At 41.0% G+C, this 15,257-nt stretch carries 8 protein-coding genes; 1 reads left to right on the top strand and 7 read right to left on the bottom strand.

The window, feature by feature from the left end; all coding sequences use genetic code 11:
- Positions 1-586: 586 nt before the first annotated feature.
- Positions 587-1,804 (bottom strand): Arm DNA-binding domain-containing protein, encoded by a 1,218-nt coding sequence (locus NY07_RS04580; protein ID WP_033538155.1) that lies wholly within the window; start codon positions 1,802-1,804, stop codon positions 587-589.
- Positions 1,797-2,033, bottom strand: a complete 237-nt coding sequence (locus NY07_RS19140) for a hypothetical protein (RefSeq protein ID WP_081953768.1) — start codon at positions 2,031-2,033, stop codon at positions 1,797-1,799. The genes NY07_RS04580 and NY07_RS19140 overlap by 8 nt, the downstream gene beginning before the upstream one ends.
- Here NY07_RS19140 and NY07_RS19800 point away from each other — a divergent pair.
- The gene (locus NY07_RS19800; RefSeq protein WP_258311756.1) at positions 1,990-2,364 is read left to right on the top strand and encodes a helix-turn-helix domain-containing protein; all 375 of its coding nucleotides are present in this window, start codon (positions 1,990-1,992) and stop codon (positions 2,362-2,364) included. The two genes, NY07_RS19140 and NY07_RS19800, sit on opposite strands and share 44 nt — an antisense overlap.
- Positions 2,365-2,525: 161 nt before the next feature.
- Here NY07_RS19800 and NY07_RS04570 read toward each other — a convergent pair whose 3' ends face one another.
- The 5 genes from NY07_RS04570 to NY07_RS04550 all read right to left on the bottom strand — a co-directional run bounded on the left by NY07_RS04570 (position 2,526) and on the right by NY07_RS04550 (position 15,246).
- Positions 2,526-4,679 carry a UvrD-helicase domain-containing protein gene (locus tag NY07_RS04570; protein ID WP_033538154.1) on the bottom strand — a complete coding sequence of 718 codons (2,154 nt, stop codon included), beginning with the start codon at positions 4,677-4,679 and terminating at the stop codon, positions 2,526-2,528.
- A 300-nt stretch (positions 4,680-4,979) separates the two neighbouring features.
- On the bottom strand, positions 4,980-5,321 hold the full coding sequence (locus NY07_RS04565) for a hypothetical protein (protein ID WP_033538153.1): 342 nt from the start codon (positions 5,319-5,321) through the stop codon (positions 4,980-4,982).
- Positions 5,322-5,365: 44 nt separating this feature from the next.
- A complete protein-coding gene (locus tag NY07_RS04560; protein WP_033538152.1) occupies positions 5,366-10,342 on the bottom strand; it encodes a DUF3883 domain-containing protein in 4,977 nt (1,658 codons plus the stop codon).
- Positions 10,343-10,452: 110 nt separating this feature from the next.
- Positions 10,453-12,120, bottom strand: coding sequence for a hypothetical protein (locus NY07_RS04555; RefSeq protein WP_033538151.1), 1,668 nt, complete (start codon positions 12,118-12,120; stop codon positions 10,453-10,455).
- Entirely contained in the window at positions 12,121-15,246 is a 3,126-nt protein-coding gene (locus tag NY07_RS04550; RefSeq protein ID WP_052125494.1) for an SNF2-related protein, read from the bottom strand.
- Between the last annotated feature and the right edge of the window lie 11 nt (positions 15,247-15,257).

The raw sequence follows: 15,257 nt of genomic DNA, 5'->3' as shown, positions 1-15,257 counted from the left end.
GAATGACCATCTACCTTGTTAGCTATTTTGTGACCCTCTGGTGACCACTGAGGGACCACGAAAATAAACACCAGCACTACCTGATCTGACTCATAAATATTTATAAATGGGAGTCAGCTTTGTGATCACAATAAGTAGAAAGTTATTCAACTCGTTACAGCTGTCAAACTCTCAATTGGGCAAAAAGCTAATTAAAATCAGATACGTTAAACACGTTTTAGAACAAACAGCCGCACATACTTCTAATATGTGCGGCGTAAACTATTCATTTCAACGCTAGATTAATGAAGTTGTTTAATTGAGTAATTAATACGAGACTGTATTGCCGACAGTATCCAGTCAGCGTATCTAGTCTTCGGATTATCTCGACAGATATGCAAAGCTTTCAACACTCCGTTCGTTACAGAATTGATAAACTCATGCTCACGCAAATATCGCTCCGGCCATAACTCCGTTCGTTGCTGAATTAACCCATAAATATCTTCGTAAAACTGCTCTATTTCTATATGAGACAAATCTTTAAATGAATTCCTTTGTATGACGTCGAAACAGAGGCTGGCACAATGTACTGCAAGCGGAGAAAATCTCATATGTCACCTTCTTCATCAAGCTTAGAGTTTAGTAACTTTTCAAAGGCACTACCGTCTTGCCTAGTCAGGTTGGGGACAAACCGACTATAGATTTCAAACAGCATCTTAGTGTTTGTATGACCCATTTGACGGGCAATCCATTCCGGGGCTTCCCCAGCAGCTAACCACAACGTCGCAGCTGTATGTCGCGTTTCATATGGACGTCGATATTTCATACCTAACCGTTTGAGTGTTGGCTTCCAAACACGCTCTCTCACATTACCTTTATCCAGAGGATTACCCGAAGCATTACAGAATACATAATCTCCTGTCCCGGTCTTTCTGAACTGTGTTTGTAACGCATTAAACACAACGGAAGACATCTGGACATCTCTGAAAGACCCAATGGTTTTCGTTGTTTCAGTACGTCCGTGAACAATAGTTTCTCTAACCGAAATTGTCCGCATTTTGAAATTAACATATTTCCATTTCAACCCGTCGATCTCTGAAGTACGCATTCCGGTAAAAAAGCGTACTGTGAAATAGTCCTTGTAATCAGGTCTGACTTCCTTAAGAAATCTAGTCACTTCGTTTAGATCAAATGGATTTACATCACGCTTCTCTACCCTCAGTTGTTTGATATTTTCAAACGATGAGCGAAATCCATATCGGTCTCCTGCTTCATTAATAATCATCCGTAATGGTGTCATTATGTGGTTTATAAAATCAGCAGAGAGCTTTTTCCCATTTTCTCTCGGCTTAACAAGCTCAGCACGAAATTTTAATATGTCAGGTCTGGAGATCTTATCCACTGAGACATGACCGAAGCGAGGAACCAAGTAATAACCGAGATAAATACGCATATTCTCCTTGTAACTCTCTTTCCAACGAACTTCGTTTTCTTCATACCACTCCTGAGCAAAATCTTCGAAAAGTACCCTATCAATGCCCTGAAGTTCATGAACTGCTGTTTTGTAACTCCCCAGCAGATCATCTTTCTTTCGCTGCGCTTCAAGATCCTGTTTAACAAACTTCTTTACTCGACTTGATTGAGGAAAGTACTCTCTATAAACAAAACACCCCAAGCGAATATCAGCCTCAATCTGATTAATTAACTTCTGGATTTTACGCTGATTTGCCTGAGTATCAGGCAAAGCTGTTTGCTCACGACAACGTGTGCCTTCGTAGCGAAAATCCAGGTAAAGCTTTCCGTTTCTTGAATTTACACTACCCATGGCACACTCTCCCACCAGCCATAGGGATAAAATGCTCATTTCGGCAGGCAGATTGGTACAATTCCGCTTCTACCTCTTCCCAAATGTAGAGAATTTTTCTACCATTGAAGGGTCGAATGTAGTGCTTACCTTCGGTAAATACTGAGTCTCGCAGAGTCGAATTGATATAGTTGGCGCTAAATTTAATGCGCTCTGCGAGTTCTCTTCCAGTTATTAATGTTTGGTCCATAGAACCTCCTTTTCGTCTTTACAAGACAAATATAGAGGTCAAGAAACGTCTTTACAAGACAATTCTAATAATATTGAGCTATATTGATTTGATTATTTATAAGATTAAAGAATTAATAGAGACAAAGCCTCTACATAATGGCCGTAAGGTCACTCTTAGCTACTTAGCTGAACAAGTAGGTATTCAAAGCTCTGCGATGTCTAAAATCGCAAATAACAAAGGCTACAATACTAGCATGACTACCATTGAGGCTCTGTGTAGATTCTTCGATTGTAGAATTGAGGATGTTGTTGAATATGCTCATGAAAAGGATACGAAAACAACAAGCTGATTGTTTTCACTTTAAGTCTGATAGATAGCCAAATATTGCGTAATCTGCACACGACACGTAATCCATTTTTATCAGGCCGAAGCGGTAATGCCTCAGCCTTCTTTATTTTCCCTCTGAAGCAGAACATCACCTAAATTCAAAATAAACCTCATTAAACAGCATCACCCAACAAACTTACTCGGCTTACCTGAAGAACTCACATACAGACGCTTCACTGCTCGTGTGGCGGCAACATGAAGCAATGCTCTTTCATTAAACTCCAGATCTCTCTGTTCTACTGGATCCTCTGATACTGATTTATAATAAGGTACTACGCCATCATTTACAGCAACGATAAATACAAACTGGAACTCTAACCCTTTTACTCGGTGCATACTAGCAATCCGAATACCATCAACGTTTCTATCTTCAATACCATTTCGCTGTACTAGATAGGTAGATAAACCGTTAGCTTCCAAGGCATCCATATATGGTTCTCTAACGTAATCCGTCCTTGCCACAAGACAAATATCTTTCTGTGGAACCCCTTCATCCAGAAGAGTTTGGATCTCTTTCTGAATCCCTTTTATCTCAGCATCCTGAGAGTCAAAGCACCTAATAAATGGATCATCACCGTGGAATAAGGATAGATAATCACTGTTACAATCATCTTCACCATCCAAGTTATCTGCCGTAACTCCATTCAGGATACCTACTGCAAAGCGACGAGTCTCTTCGGTTGTACGATAGTTAATTTTCAACTTACGGCCACGACCACGGATATTCACGCCACACTGGCCAAGAACAACTTTGCGACTATAAATGCGCTGGTGACCGTCGCCAACAATGAACATGTCATTGACTTGTTCCGGCACAACCTTACGTAATAGCATAAATGCCTGCATACCCATGTCCTGAGCTTCATCTACAACAACAGATGTATACGGCATATTGATAGACTTCTGCTCGATAATCTTAGCAGCATCAACCATTGCATCCGGCATCTCTTTAATATTGTGGAAACTCAACTGATTTCGATATTCTTCGAAAACAGACCATATCTTCGCTCGCTGAGGTCTAGTAAGTGAGGTTCCACGACCGACTCGCTTGGCTTTAAAGTAAGTTTTCATATTAGAGATATTCTGGGGCTGAACCACTAAGCGCCATTCTTCCTGGTAGAAGTTATCCGGTAAAGATAGTTCGGTCGGTTTCAGGTTCATCGCAGCTTTCCAGCAAGCTTCACGTTTATTGTTGAAGTCGTAAACAACGTTGTAGCTATATTTATGGCGCTTCAAAAAACCATGTATCCAGCGATCGATATTTACGACTTCTATCCGTTTCATTACCTCAGGTGTACAAAGTTTCTTAAGGTTGTGCTCAATATCAGCCGCAAGGTTTTTCGTGAAAGTAGTGAACAAAATTTTCTTATTAGAGTCTGCTGGAAGCTGCTCAGCCAGCCAGCGAGCTCTATGCATAGCAACAACAGTCTTACCTGTACCTGCACCACCAGAAACACGAACAGGACCGTTCCAATTACGGTTAATCAGATTTCTCTGGCTTGGGTGTAAGAAAACACGCCATTTTTCTAGTGGAGCATTCAGCATCTGCTCCAGTTCAACATCATCTTCCACCAACATAAAGCGACTCTTACTACCTGCTCTATGCAGTGCAGCATCAAAGTCTTCAGTATCAACTTCAATATCGGAACCGTGTACCTCATTTAGATCAGCCAACAATTCATCATAAGGTGTTCCAGCTGCGAGTAGATAAAGCGGCTCATAAGCATCGACTGGGAGCGCTTTTTCCATCATTTCCAATTGAGTTTCGTCTGTTAACCGGAGAATTTTTTCGATAAATACTTCCGGAATACCAAGATCCAACAACTGCTGATTGGTGTACCCTTCGAAAAGCGGTACTAAATTAGCTGTTTGAGAAACCTCAGAAGCTTCCTCCTCCGTAGCTTTTTTGGTAATGACCTCCGTTTCTTCAACATAAGTTGTATCGATAATTTGAATAGAACCGGTCGAAGGATGGATCTGGCAGCTATACCGCTTAGCCCAATCGTAAGCTTTATCGTGATGATCAACCCAGAGCAAGATAAAAGTACTTCCTTTCTCAGGTTGGAAAACTATAGCGCGATAAGTTTGATCGATTCTGGCTGAGCGAAGATTCTTGCTCTTACTTTCGATTATTTTTTCTAGGTGGATTCCAGAGCTTTTCGAGTTCGTCCGAAACTTATTAATGAAGTCATTGACCTTCTTTTGCTGCTGCTTTGGCAGTGCGGCAAAAGCAGTAAAAAAGGTATCTGAAATCGCAAGTTGTTGACTATCTGTCATTATTATTTTTCTCCTATAACCTCTAACAGTTGTTCAAACAGTGCTTCATTAACTGGCTCTACAAAACACTTCCAATCTAAACCTTCTATCGTTTTCTTATGTTCTAGTTGTTCTTCCGTTAACAACGGAACCTTATTATAGGGCCAGGCGAACTCCGCTTCAGATTACGAGGCATCATTCTTGATATCAAATCCATTTAGATGAACAGGTAAGCCGCTGTTGACTAGAAGATCTGGCTCACCCGAGATATCGGTGTATTCCTATTGTTCCTGCCACGGAGTAAGTTTATTTCCATTACATCTACTGAATCGCCTCTGTTTTACCTGAGCCAGTCCCTGTTGCGACCAGAGTTCCTTTTGGTTGAACACCAGAAAGTCGCTGAAACGCCTTAGCCTGATGCGCATAAGGCGTAAACATCATGTTTAAATGATCAAAGTAATCCTTCGCCAACGTACTCTTTCTGAAGGGTAAAGCCATCGAAAGATACGGCCCCTTCATAAGAACATCGGGAGCATCTACAAAATCATCGATAGCAGTTCGGTTACTTTCTCTTCTGAAAAGAGGCGTTGACATTGCAAACGCGCCTTTCAAAAACTGTTGTACTGCGCTAGCCGTTTGTTTGGCTACTACTGAAGGCAACATGTATGTTCCTTATTTCTGGCGATTTTGCTTTATTCTTATTCTATTTAAACAGACCCTTGGGAAACTGTATCTAATGAATCCAACCAGTCCATATCAGATACTACTTCACTAACTGATGCTAAACGCCAGCCTAAGATTTCCGGTGATTCATGATCCAGGTAGATACCAGCTTTCAACGAAGGCCAACATAGTTCAAGGGAAGCGATTATCTTCCCAGCTTCGTTTTGAACATCAAATCCTATCTCAGGTTCGGGCAACTCACGCTTAGCGGTTTCCAGGAATATCTGGAAACATTCCTCATCGAGCAAGTCAGCGGCTTCATAATCTGCTGTAGAAGATTTTTGAACATCTGCAGCTGCTTTCCAGTTTCGGTCAAAATAGTAAGCATTAATCTTTGATGCAGGATTAACTATCTTATGAATAATAGGTTCTGAAGTCAGGCACTCAACAACATAGAGCCAGTAGTTATCTTGATGTTCAAGACACATCTGGTACTGAGTACGACTAAGCCCAACACCCGTATTATTCCAATTGCCTCTGTTGGTTTTTACTTCTACAAAATACAGTTCGCCAGTCTTGGTATCTAATACTTCAATATCGTAGCCAGGATTATTACCGCCCAAAAGTTCAACTTCATAGCCTTCTGACCGAAGTTTGTCTGCCACAAGCTTTTCAGCTTTATCACCTATAGCCTTGTTTTCCTTACGCACATTATCTTCAGAGACCTCAGAATCAACGCCTTCCATTGGTTCAGATGACACGTAACTGAGTAAGCGGTATCCTTCGGAGTAGTCACGTGGGGAAGAAGATTGACCACGAGATTCATTCTCTCTTGCACCGGAATAGTGTCTTTGCCCCTGCGAATAACTTTGACTTGATGATATGTTTCCTGCACTCCTTGAACTATGGCTTTGAGTTGAAGCCGCTCCGGAATGTGAGTGAGAGCCAGCCGCTCTCGTTCGAGGATTTCTATCTTCTCCTGAATCTACTTTTTTACTTTGAGTGGCTCTATCTTCAGCCTCCTCTATATCATCAGAAGAATAGAAGTCTGATGATTCATGCCCCTTGGGTACATCATGTGCAGAACGTATATCTTCCCCTGACTCTGTTTTTTCGCTATGAGCAGATATATCTTCAGCGTAATTTAAATCATCAGAAGATGTGGATTCTGATGATTCATGAACGATGTTATCATCCTGTTCATGGTCGGGATCGGAAACAATATCATTAGCTTCGTCAAAGTTTTTGTTACGCTCAGCCAATATATTTTCAACCTGATCTATCTCTTTTTTCGTAAGCAGACGCTCCCAGCTTTTACGTTCTATAGTGCGGCTTACTTTTTTATCGTCAGCTCCCAACAAGTTTAAAACGGTATCTTCCTGGCTTCGATAGTCCCGTTTGTACATAGTCAGAGATAACTCAGATGCTACTGCTTCAGCCGATAACTCAGGATCATCTTTATCTTCAAGATAAAATAGCGTAGATAGATTCCTATCAAAATAGGCGCCTGGCTTAAAAGTCACACAATGACCATCAAGCGTATAATCTACTTCAATAGGCTCAAGAACTATTCTTTCGTGACTTGTTAAAATCATCTCTAATGAGTCATCAAACCACTCACTATCTATTGTTTTTTTGCTATTTTTTTTAGCGTAACAAAGCAACCGTAATGTACCATCGGTAAGTAATGTCCTTGCTGGATTATCTGAGTCGGATATATCTAGGCTAGTATCAGACTCTATACACTCTGAGGCTCGTCTAATGCTAAGAGCATCGTATAGGGGTTCAAAATCAGAGTGATCCCTTCCCCTAGTTATCCAAATAAATCTTATTCCTTCCTCGGAAAAAGCGGTTCTCATACGCTCCTGGATATCACTGACAAACACATCATCGCAGTCAAACCAACTTCGTTGTTGTTTACCTTCCAGGTTTGTATAAGGTTGGCTAAGACATTTAGCCTCTGATACAAAATCATAAAACCAAGGATCACGCTCATCCGGTTTAGTGCTACGTATGTATCGTAAGAGGTTATCGTATACCAGTTCCATTTGCTCTCTGGGGTCAAGAATGCCCGATTCCTGAATTCGTAACCAAGCATTTGCAAAGTGCTCTGCTGATGGTCTAGGTTGAATGCCAATAGTATCAAGCCAAAAAGACTGCCTATCAGCCGGATAAAAGTCACTCAACCAATGAAAAACATCACCTAGAACTGTTTTTTGTGAAAGCCACACCGCATCACTAGCTTTACACCAGTTATTTTCACCAGAAGGGCAATAGATTAGCTTTTCGCTAGAAAAAACAGCGCTGAGATCGCCACTTATCGCAGCAAGATGACTATAAATTCTGTTCATATGCTTTATATCTTTCTCCTCATTATGAGAAGACCAGGTACGCAAAACATCTAGCACGCTGTCAGACGATATATCAGCTGTTAAATTGAACTCATCGATAAGAACATCTGGTAAATTAATTTCCAGATAATTGAGGGCATCGCCGTAGTTCTCTTTTGCCTGAGTCGAAGGGAGAAAAACCTCATAGATAGATTTCAAACCGTTATTGGTTGGAAGCCATTTGAGTACTTTTAGTAAATGCCATATTTCGCTTTCTATAATTTCATGTTGATATGACCGGTAGAAATATCGAATCGTCTGAGATTTCCAAGACCTATTATTCTCAATAACTTCGCTGAGCCACTGAATAAATAACTCCACTAATGACTTATCGGAAAATCTCTCTGGATCTCTAAGTAATTTTGGAGCAACAATGACTTCTTGTTCAATCATTTCTGTTGAATCAAGTCCATCAAGTGCGCCCATCAAGTACTTCTCATAAGAGTTAGAGAAAATACCTTCTGGGATATCTGGCGAAGAATATCGTGACTTTGAAACTGAAAAACACAGAGAAAATGGAATGTATGCAGCTCCTAACTGAGATAACACTTCCTCGGTATCGAGTTTCTCAAATTCGTTAAACAGATCCATGTAGTCATCTGACAGAATAGAAAATACAATTTGTTCTTCAATTGAGAAGACTGTTTGCCACACCAAGGATTTTTCGTATGTCTCGGGGGTTAGCAAACCTTCATCTTCGTCATTTAGTAAAAATGAACCATCATCGAGCTTCAATGGCAACCGTGATGAAAGCTCATATTTAGTGTCATCCGTTAAGCTACTCCAGTTTTGAAATACAAAACGGTTTAATTGCCATAACTGATCAGTATCAATATTAGCTAGGTTTTCTTTACAAAATGGCAGCGCTACCTGTTCAAGATACTCACTCTGTGTCAAGACAGAGATATCGAACAGCTCCTTAATATATTCGTTGACACTACCAGCACGCGTCAGTAATTTCTGTAGCTCTGGATTAAGCAACTCAAACGAAGCAGAGTTATCTTCAGTGCTCAAAGATGGATACTGGATACTTATATTCGCAGCTTCAAATACTTTGCATTCTGAACGTGATTTGACACCATTATTAGTCAGCAGTAATGGAGCAGCTTGCAGCAAATTAATATCACTGGGATCCATTTCCCATTTGGTAAACCAAGTATATAATTCAAAAAACCAAGAAGAATCTACCTTTAGCAGTTGGGAAGATGCAGTATGAGCATAAGCGGAAATAATTGAGCAAAAGTTATCAGCAAACTGAATATGACATAATGGTTCAATTTGAGCCCTAAACTGGATAGCTAAAGTTGAGGGTATATACTCATCTACCTTGCAACTATTATCGACCAAGCGTTCCATTATGCTAGAGATACCCTGTCTTCCATCATCAGGTATTGAGCATTCTAACGGGCGTCTTAGTTCCCCTGCGACACAAGGAATAAATGCAAGTTCTTTAAGCTTTTCTGTAACCTCTTCAAACACTGGCAGTAGGAACTCACTGCTGCATTTATCAGCAATAGGGATCCATTTAAAAGCCTGTAACGTGTCATCTACTACCAACAAATCTGACAACGAGTCATATACAAACTGAGAAATCTCATCCCGCATCCACAGATTCCATTGCTTATCAACTAGTACACCTTCTCGACTTGCGGGCAACAAGAAGTCAGCATTAACCAAAAATGGTAACCCAGTGTAAAGTTCAGTAGGTAAATAAGCGTAGAGCCGACATTTGGTACTATGGTGGTCTAAAGGGAATGCGAGAGTAATATCTCTGCACTTAACTTTAGCTCGTTTCTCTTCATTTAGATCTTTTGGAACAGTTACTGCCCGTTTTTCGACATGGTACCGTCTAGTAGTAACACCATTAGGCCGTTTGACGTTTACGGAAGTTTTTTTCTCTTCAACCGATTTTTCATAATGGGTTAAGCTTCCATCTACCAAAACAGAAATAGCCGTAAGCTTGTTCAAGAACAACAAAATCGAGGCATCTAATTCCTTCAGCTCTTTCGCTATTTTTTGATAAGCCTTTTCGCTATTACCGGAACGTACAGGTAACAGAATACAAGTTGTATACTCTGCTAATCTTCCTTCAATCTCATATGGAATAATATCGATTGGATAGGGAATTATGTAACCAAGTCCGGTTAGCTTATCTCTATCTTTAAATGAAAAATGATAACCATTAGAAAAGATATGTGGTGCGGGACTTACCGCAAAGACCGACTTAAAGCCAATGCCTTTTTCACCTATGTAACCAGTATCTTTACTTGATGATTTTGTAGAACTACCAACAGAGGAAATCGCCTTAATGTTATCAATAGAGAATCCAACTTCATTGTTATAGATAGCCAGGCAGCCGGAGCATCCTTCTGTATTAGTAGGATCTGTTTCCAACAATTCAAAAAGTAATCGTGGCTTTACTCCATCAGAATAGTGATTGTCTTCAGCATTTTGAATTAGCTCAAAAACAAAGTGCAACTCCTTTGAATAAAGCTGTTCGGAAAGGATGTTAACACCATTATCCAAATCCCTTCGGACATCGGACTGTAATCCACATGCTCCGGATGACTCTTCAATCTGATACTTGGTTTTTCTGTATTCAAGAATCTCTTGTTTTTTAATGCTATCCATAACTTCCCTCCCTAACTGCACACTCTACTCAATAATTTTCAATTGATTACCAATCATAATTAGGAGTATTTAATTCCCTTAAAAATAACCATAAACATTTTTTAATTGACTTATTCTGGATAAAGCATGTAAGTGTTCTCTCGTTCCGTGGTTATTTTCCGATATTCTTTTACTTTCTGCTTAACAACTTCACCAATATTGAACGAGTCAAACGACAACCCATAGGCTACAGATAGGCGGTGATACTCTTGGTCATTTATAAAAGTGCGAAGACGTTCTGGTTTGGGTAATTCCAGAATCTCAATAGGAAATCCAGTTTTAACCAATTCAACCGCTTGGTGATATACAGAAATATTCCTTCCTCCACCACAAAGAAACGTCGTTATCTTTTCAGTAAACTTGCCAGGACCACCAGTATAATGCTTGTCGGTAGTACAAATGGTGTCACGAACTTTTAAATTCACAGCTCGCCGAAAAGGAGTGTCGATTTCTCGTAACTTATCTTCAGGAACATCTGCCCACTGTGCATACTCTCTATCATTAAGTAACTTATTCAAATCTGAGGGGGGGAGTTCTGAGTTGCTTTTTAGACGAACCAACCGATATTTACGCAAAATTTCGACACCTAGTGTATCTATATTTTGATCATAGGTCTTATATCGCCATCCGCCATCATGTTCATCAATGATAAACATCGCTATATCAAGCGTCCCGGCACCAACATCGATTAGCAGATGAGAGTAATTTCGTCGTTGAGGAGATTGCACATAACCAACAATCTGTGCAGAAAATTCGGGCAGAAGCACTAATCGTTCATTGTCGAATCTAAGCGATGATGGAATGCTACTACACCGGTCATCCAGACACTCAGACACTTTCCGTGCAGTGTAAACAGAAATTGTTTTACAATAACTAAGTGTCCAGGCAGCTGAAATGAGTCGTTGATATTTTTCTAATAACTTTCTATCTTCATAGTTTTCTGCAGGAATACCGGCATTAATCAACCAAGCTATTGTTCTATTTTTATAAGGTGAATCCGCATCATGCTCTGGCCAACGGCGAATAACTTTAAATACCAAAGCCAAAAACATTACAATGGCTATATTATGTTCGCGCTTTGACTCTCCCATTATCAGTGGCATTTTTAATTCGGAAATTTCAGTATCACCACGCTGCTGACTTAAAGAAGCATTACCATACTGGTCAACATAAACTGCACTTGGTAACAAATAACCATGTTCACCAAAGTTAATTGCATAAGCATCCGACTCATCCCCTATCACAACCTTGGTATAAGCTGTACCAAAATCCAAGCCAACATGAAGATATAAATCCTCATCTCTCAGCGAACTTATTTCGTCAGGAAAGTCGAGTTGTATATTTGAATTATTCGCTAATTTGTCGATCAACAACGTCCGATCTGGCGATTCATATTCAGGCAATTTAAATTCAGGTGGGTTCATTGGCTTAGCATGCTCTGTTTTCGTTGAGCACGTTTGATGACCACCAATTAAGTGCAACGGTTGCTGAAGTGCTTTTGCTGCATTGGCTAAACGCTTTTTCGTTTTTTTTCGACAACGATTTTTCTTAGAATTAGCCTTTTCTACTTGGTTCTGTTGCAGAGGCGTGGCCACAGACTTACGATTTTGTTCACATGTTTTTTTGTTCCTTGATGAACATTTATCCGCAGAGCCTTCAATCTCTTTTTGAGGACGAGGTTTTTGCTCCATCGATTTTTTATATTTTTTTAATGCCAGCTTCCAGTCTTCCATTGACATTTACGAGCTCCTTTCAACGTTTATCACAAGATGACACACATCATGAATATGATGTTTCAGGACTGCTGACTGATTCAGCTCAGCTTCTCTTTGCTCAAATCGCTCAGTCAGTTTACGGATCTGTCCCTCCGTTGCTTTGATCAGCGAAGACCTCCCGGCCAACTGATGTTTAAATAAAGCGCTATTTCGACTATTTAACTGGCGTTCAAAATGCTTTTTAGCTGAAGATAGCTGCAAACCAACTCGATCATTATTCTCTGCAATTTTTTGTGCTGCTTCCTTTTCATAGTCTGACTGCAGCTGCTCATCGCAGCGGAAAAAAGCACTATCAATAGCAGCAACATCTACAGAACTGGAGACGTTAGGCCAGTCTTTTCCCTGTAACCGCCCCGCATTAACAACATCAAATGATTTATTCGGTTCAAACAGCTCATCACTCTCCAAATGTATTAAACGACTTACCAGTTTCTCCTCGATGCGTATACCTTCAAAAGAGAGCCTCTTAACAACAGCTACATATTGTCCAGGTAGCAAATCTTTAAGCTTATCTTGCGCCAGGCGAGTTGCTACTAACGGTACAAAGGCTTCGTTGTGCTGACGTAAATACTCGCTGATAAATTGGATCAGTGGGTGGGTCTGATTTATAACCTCATGTTGATGATCAGACTTAACCATCTTATTGCGAAATACCACTGTACGCCTTCCGCCCTGCTCAAGAGAGGTCAAACCCTGCATCTTATTTTTTTGCACAAACTTACCAAGTTCAGCCGCAGTTTGCGATGGTAAAATAATCTCATAAACTGTCTGATCAGTTTTAGGTTGGAAAAACTCAAAGCCCGTGCAGTGTCGTTCCAGAAAATCTTTAACAAAGGTGATTAGATCTGCTTCTGTGATGCGCTTGCTGAACTCGTGGGCAGCATTTACTTCCTGTAAAATATGGCCACTATGAGCAATCAAATTAGATGCTTCAGCTTCAAGCTGGTCAGTGGTCTGACGAAGCTGCTCAATAGCCAAAGAAGTTTGCTCTATACGCTGCTGCTCTTGTTCCGGTGTCAACTCAGCACAGAACAAATCTTTCGTCAGAAGACTAATTTCTTCGCCTAAGATTGCTTCCATGTCACCTAGTGAACGTTTAAAAACATCAAGCCGTTCATACAAACGGTTGTAAATCCTTTGGTCGATAGTATCGTGATAGCAAAAATTCAAAATTGTTATTCTATCGGCTTTTTGACCATGTCGATCAATACGACCGATACGCTGCTCTATGCGCATAGGGTTCCAGGGCAGATCGTAATTAATCAATACTCGACAAAACTGTAAATCTACACCTTCGCTAGCAACTTCCGAGGCCAACAGCACTCTGATTCCAGCTTTTTCCTTAAAGCGATCAATAATGTCCTGTTTTGTTTCTCGCATACCCCCCATCAGCACTTCACTGCTAATGTGATGTTCACCCAAGCGTTCAGCTAGATAACGCAAGGTTCCTCTGAAATAGGAGAAAATGATAACTTTCTCGTTAGGATACTCAGTGAAAAAAGTCGAAAGCGTATCCAACAAGACGGAAAATTTACTGTCATATTCACGCAACTCTTCCAACTCAACAATCCCCTGAACACCGGCTACGATATGCTGCATCAAGGGAGCAGAATCTCCACCAGCACTGTCGGTGCCAAGATCTTCATATAGCTGAAAATCATCTTTGCTACTGCGTCCTTGCCAGGACTTCATCGCCGCGAACATACTACTGGACAATTGTCTCTGTGGGGTAGCCAGCATAAAACCCTCTGATATGTCGCGTTCAACTGCGTACCGGCGTACGATTTCAGTCACTCTTTGGTAAAGCTCTGCTTCGACCTCTGTCATCTCTACGTGGGGAGCCATTGGATCACGGATAACTCTAAGTTCTTTAACATCGGCTTTACGAGTACGGATGACAGCTTTTGACAGCAAGTTGCATCGTTCTATACGGTTAGCAAGCTGAATTCGCACACTGTCATCTTTTAGCTCTGCGTCATTTAACCCATCATCTAAAATAGCTTGTAGTTGGTTGTTATCTCTTAACAAGTAATGCCGCTGAGCCCTGTTTAGCTCCGTTTCTATCGCCTCCCAGCCTGAAGACTTATCCAGCGCCTGACGCTGAGCCCTTACTAATGGCTCGTTGGCCGTTAAAATGCTGGGAAATATATGCTCTGAACTAAAGGTATCTTCGTCCACCAAGTTAAGAAGCTGATATAGATCCTGGCTATGCAAATTAATAGGAGTAGCCGAGAGCAGTATAATGTTTTCGCTCACCTCCCGGATTAAACGGCCAAGCTTGGAAGTAGCACTTTCTGCGTTACGCATTTTATGCGCTTCATCGAAAATCACCATATCAAACAAAGGCTCTTCAGCTTCATTTTCTGCCATCAATTGTGCTAATTTCTGGCGCGGGCTTACCTTTTTAGCTTTGCTGGTGATACCCTTCGCTTCATCATCCATTTTTTGTCTTGGCGGGCGCAGACCATCGTAGCTACATACAATCGCTTTGCCTGGTGGAACATTATGTCGATCACGCTTAAGTTCTTGACAAAGTTCCGCTGCGTTCATTAAGGTCGCATCGATACCAAAACGGAACGCCAGTTCATCTCGCCATTTTTCTCTAAGCATCGCCGGACACACTACCAACAATCTTCTGGCATCAGTTCTGGCTCGCATCTCAGTCCAGATCAAACCCGCTTCAATGGTTTTACCTAAACCCACTTCATCAGCAATAAGAATGCCCTTAGACTGCGCTTCCAAAAAAGACAGCACGGGCTTGTATTGGTAAGCAAAAAATTCGGTATTGGTGGTATCCATGCTGTAAACCAAATTCGCAAGCCGACCTGAGAGCTGAATGCAGGTAAGGTTCCGCCGTAAATCATTAACCCGACCAAATTGCTTATTTTCCAGCATGCTATAAGGATCATCAGTATTACCGCTATCAATCAACTCTAGTGATTTTGCAATCACCCAACTGGATCCATCCGGATAGTGAACAAAGTAGCGGGTAATACCGCCTTGCGCTCTGGTTTTACCGCTTAGAGTTCCCACACGGCCAGGATCGCTTATTAATCTAACCTGCTGGCCCGCTTGCCATATCTCGCGCATCACGGCTCTCC

The organism is Shewanella sp. ECSMB14101 (genome assembly GCF_000773485.1).
Classification (GTDB): Bacteria; Pseudomonadota; Gammaproteobacteria; order Enterobacterales; family Shewanellaceae; genus Shewanella; species Shewanella marisflavi.
The sequence above is the reverse complement of the archived record's forward strand: the minus strand, read 5'-3'. Positions and strand labels throughout refer to the sequence as shown.

Bases quoted from the DNA above. Each gene is read 5' to 3' on its own strand.
- NY07_RS04580 (WP_033538155.1), bottom strand. From the start codon at position 1,804: ATGGGTAGTGTAAATTCAAGAAACGGAAAGCTTTACCTGGATTTTCGC.
- NY07_RS19800 (WP_258311756.1), top strand. From the start codon at position 1,990: ATGCGCTCTGCGAGTTCTCTTCCAGTTATTAATGTTTGGTCCATAGAA.
- NY07_RS19140 (WP_081953768.1), bottom strand. From the start codon at position 2,033: ATGGACCAAACATTAATAACTGGAAGAGAACTCGCAGAGCGCATTAAA.
- NY07_RS04570 (WP_033538154.1), bottom strand. From the start codon at position 4,679: ATGACAGATAGTCAACAACTTGCGATTTCAGATACCTTTTTTACTGCT.
- NY07_RS04565 (WP_033538153.1), bottom strand. From the start codon at position 5,321: ATGTTGCCTTCAGTAGTAGCCAAACAAACGGCTAGCGCAGTACAACAG.
- NY07_RS04560 (WP_033538152.1), bottom strand. From the start codon at position 10,342: ATGGATAGCATTAAAAAACAAGAGATTCTTGAATACAGAAAAACCAAG.
- NY07_RS04555 (WP_033538151.1), bottom strand. From the start codon at position 12,120: ATGTCAATGGAAGACTGGAAGCTGGCATTAAAAAAATATAAAAAATCG.
- NY07_RS04550 (WP_052125494.1), bottom strand. From the start codon at position 15,246: ATGCGCGAGATATGGCAAGCGGGCCAGCAGGTTAGATTAATAAGCGAT.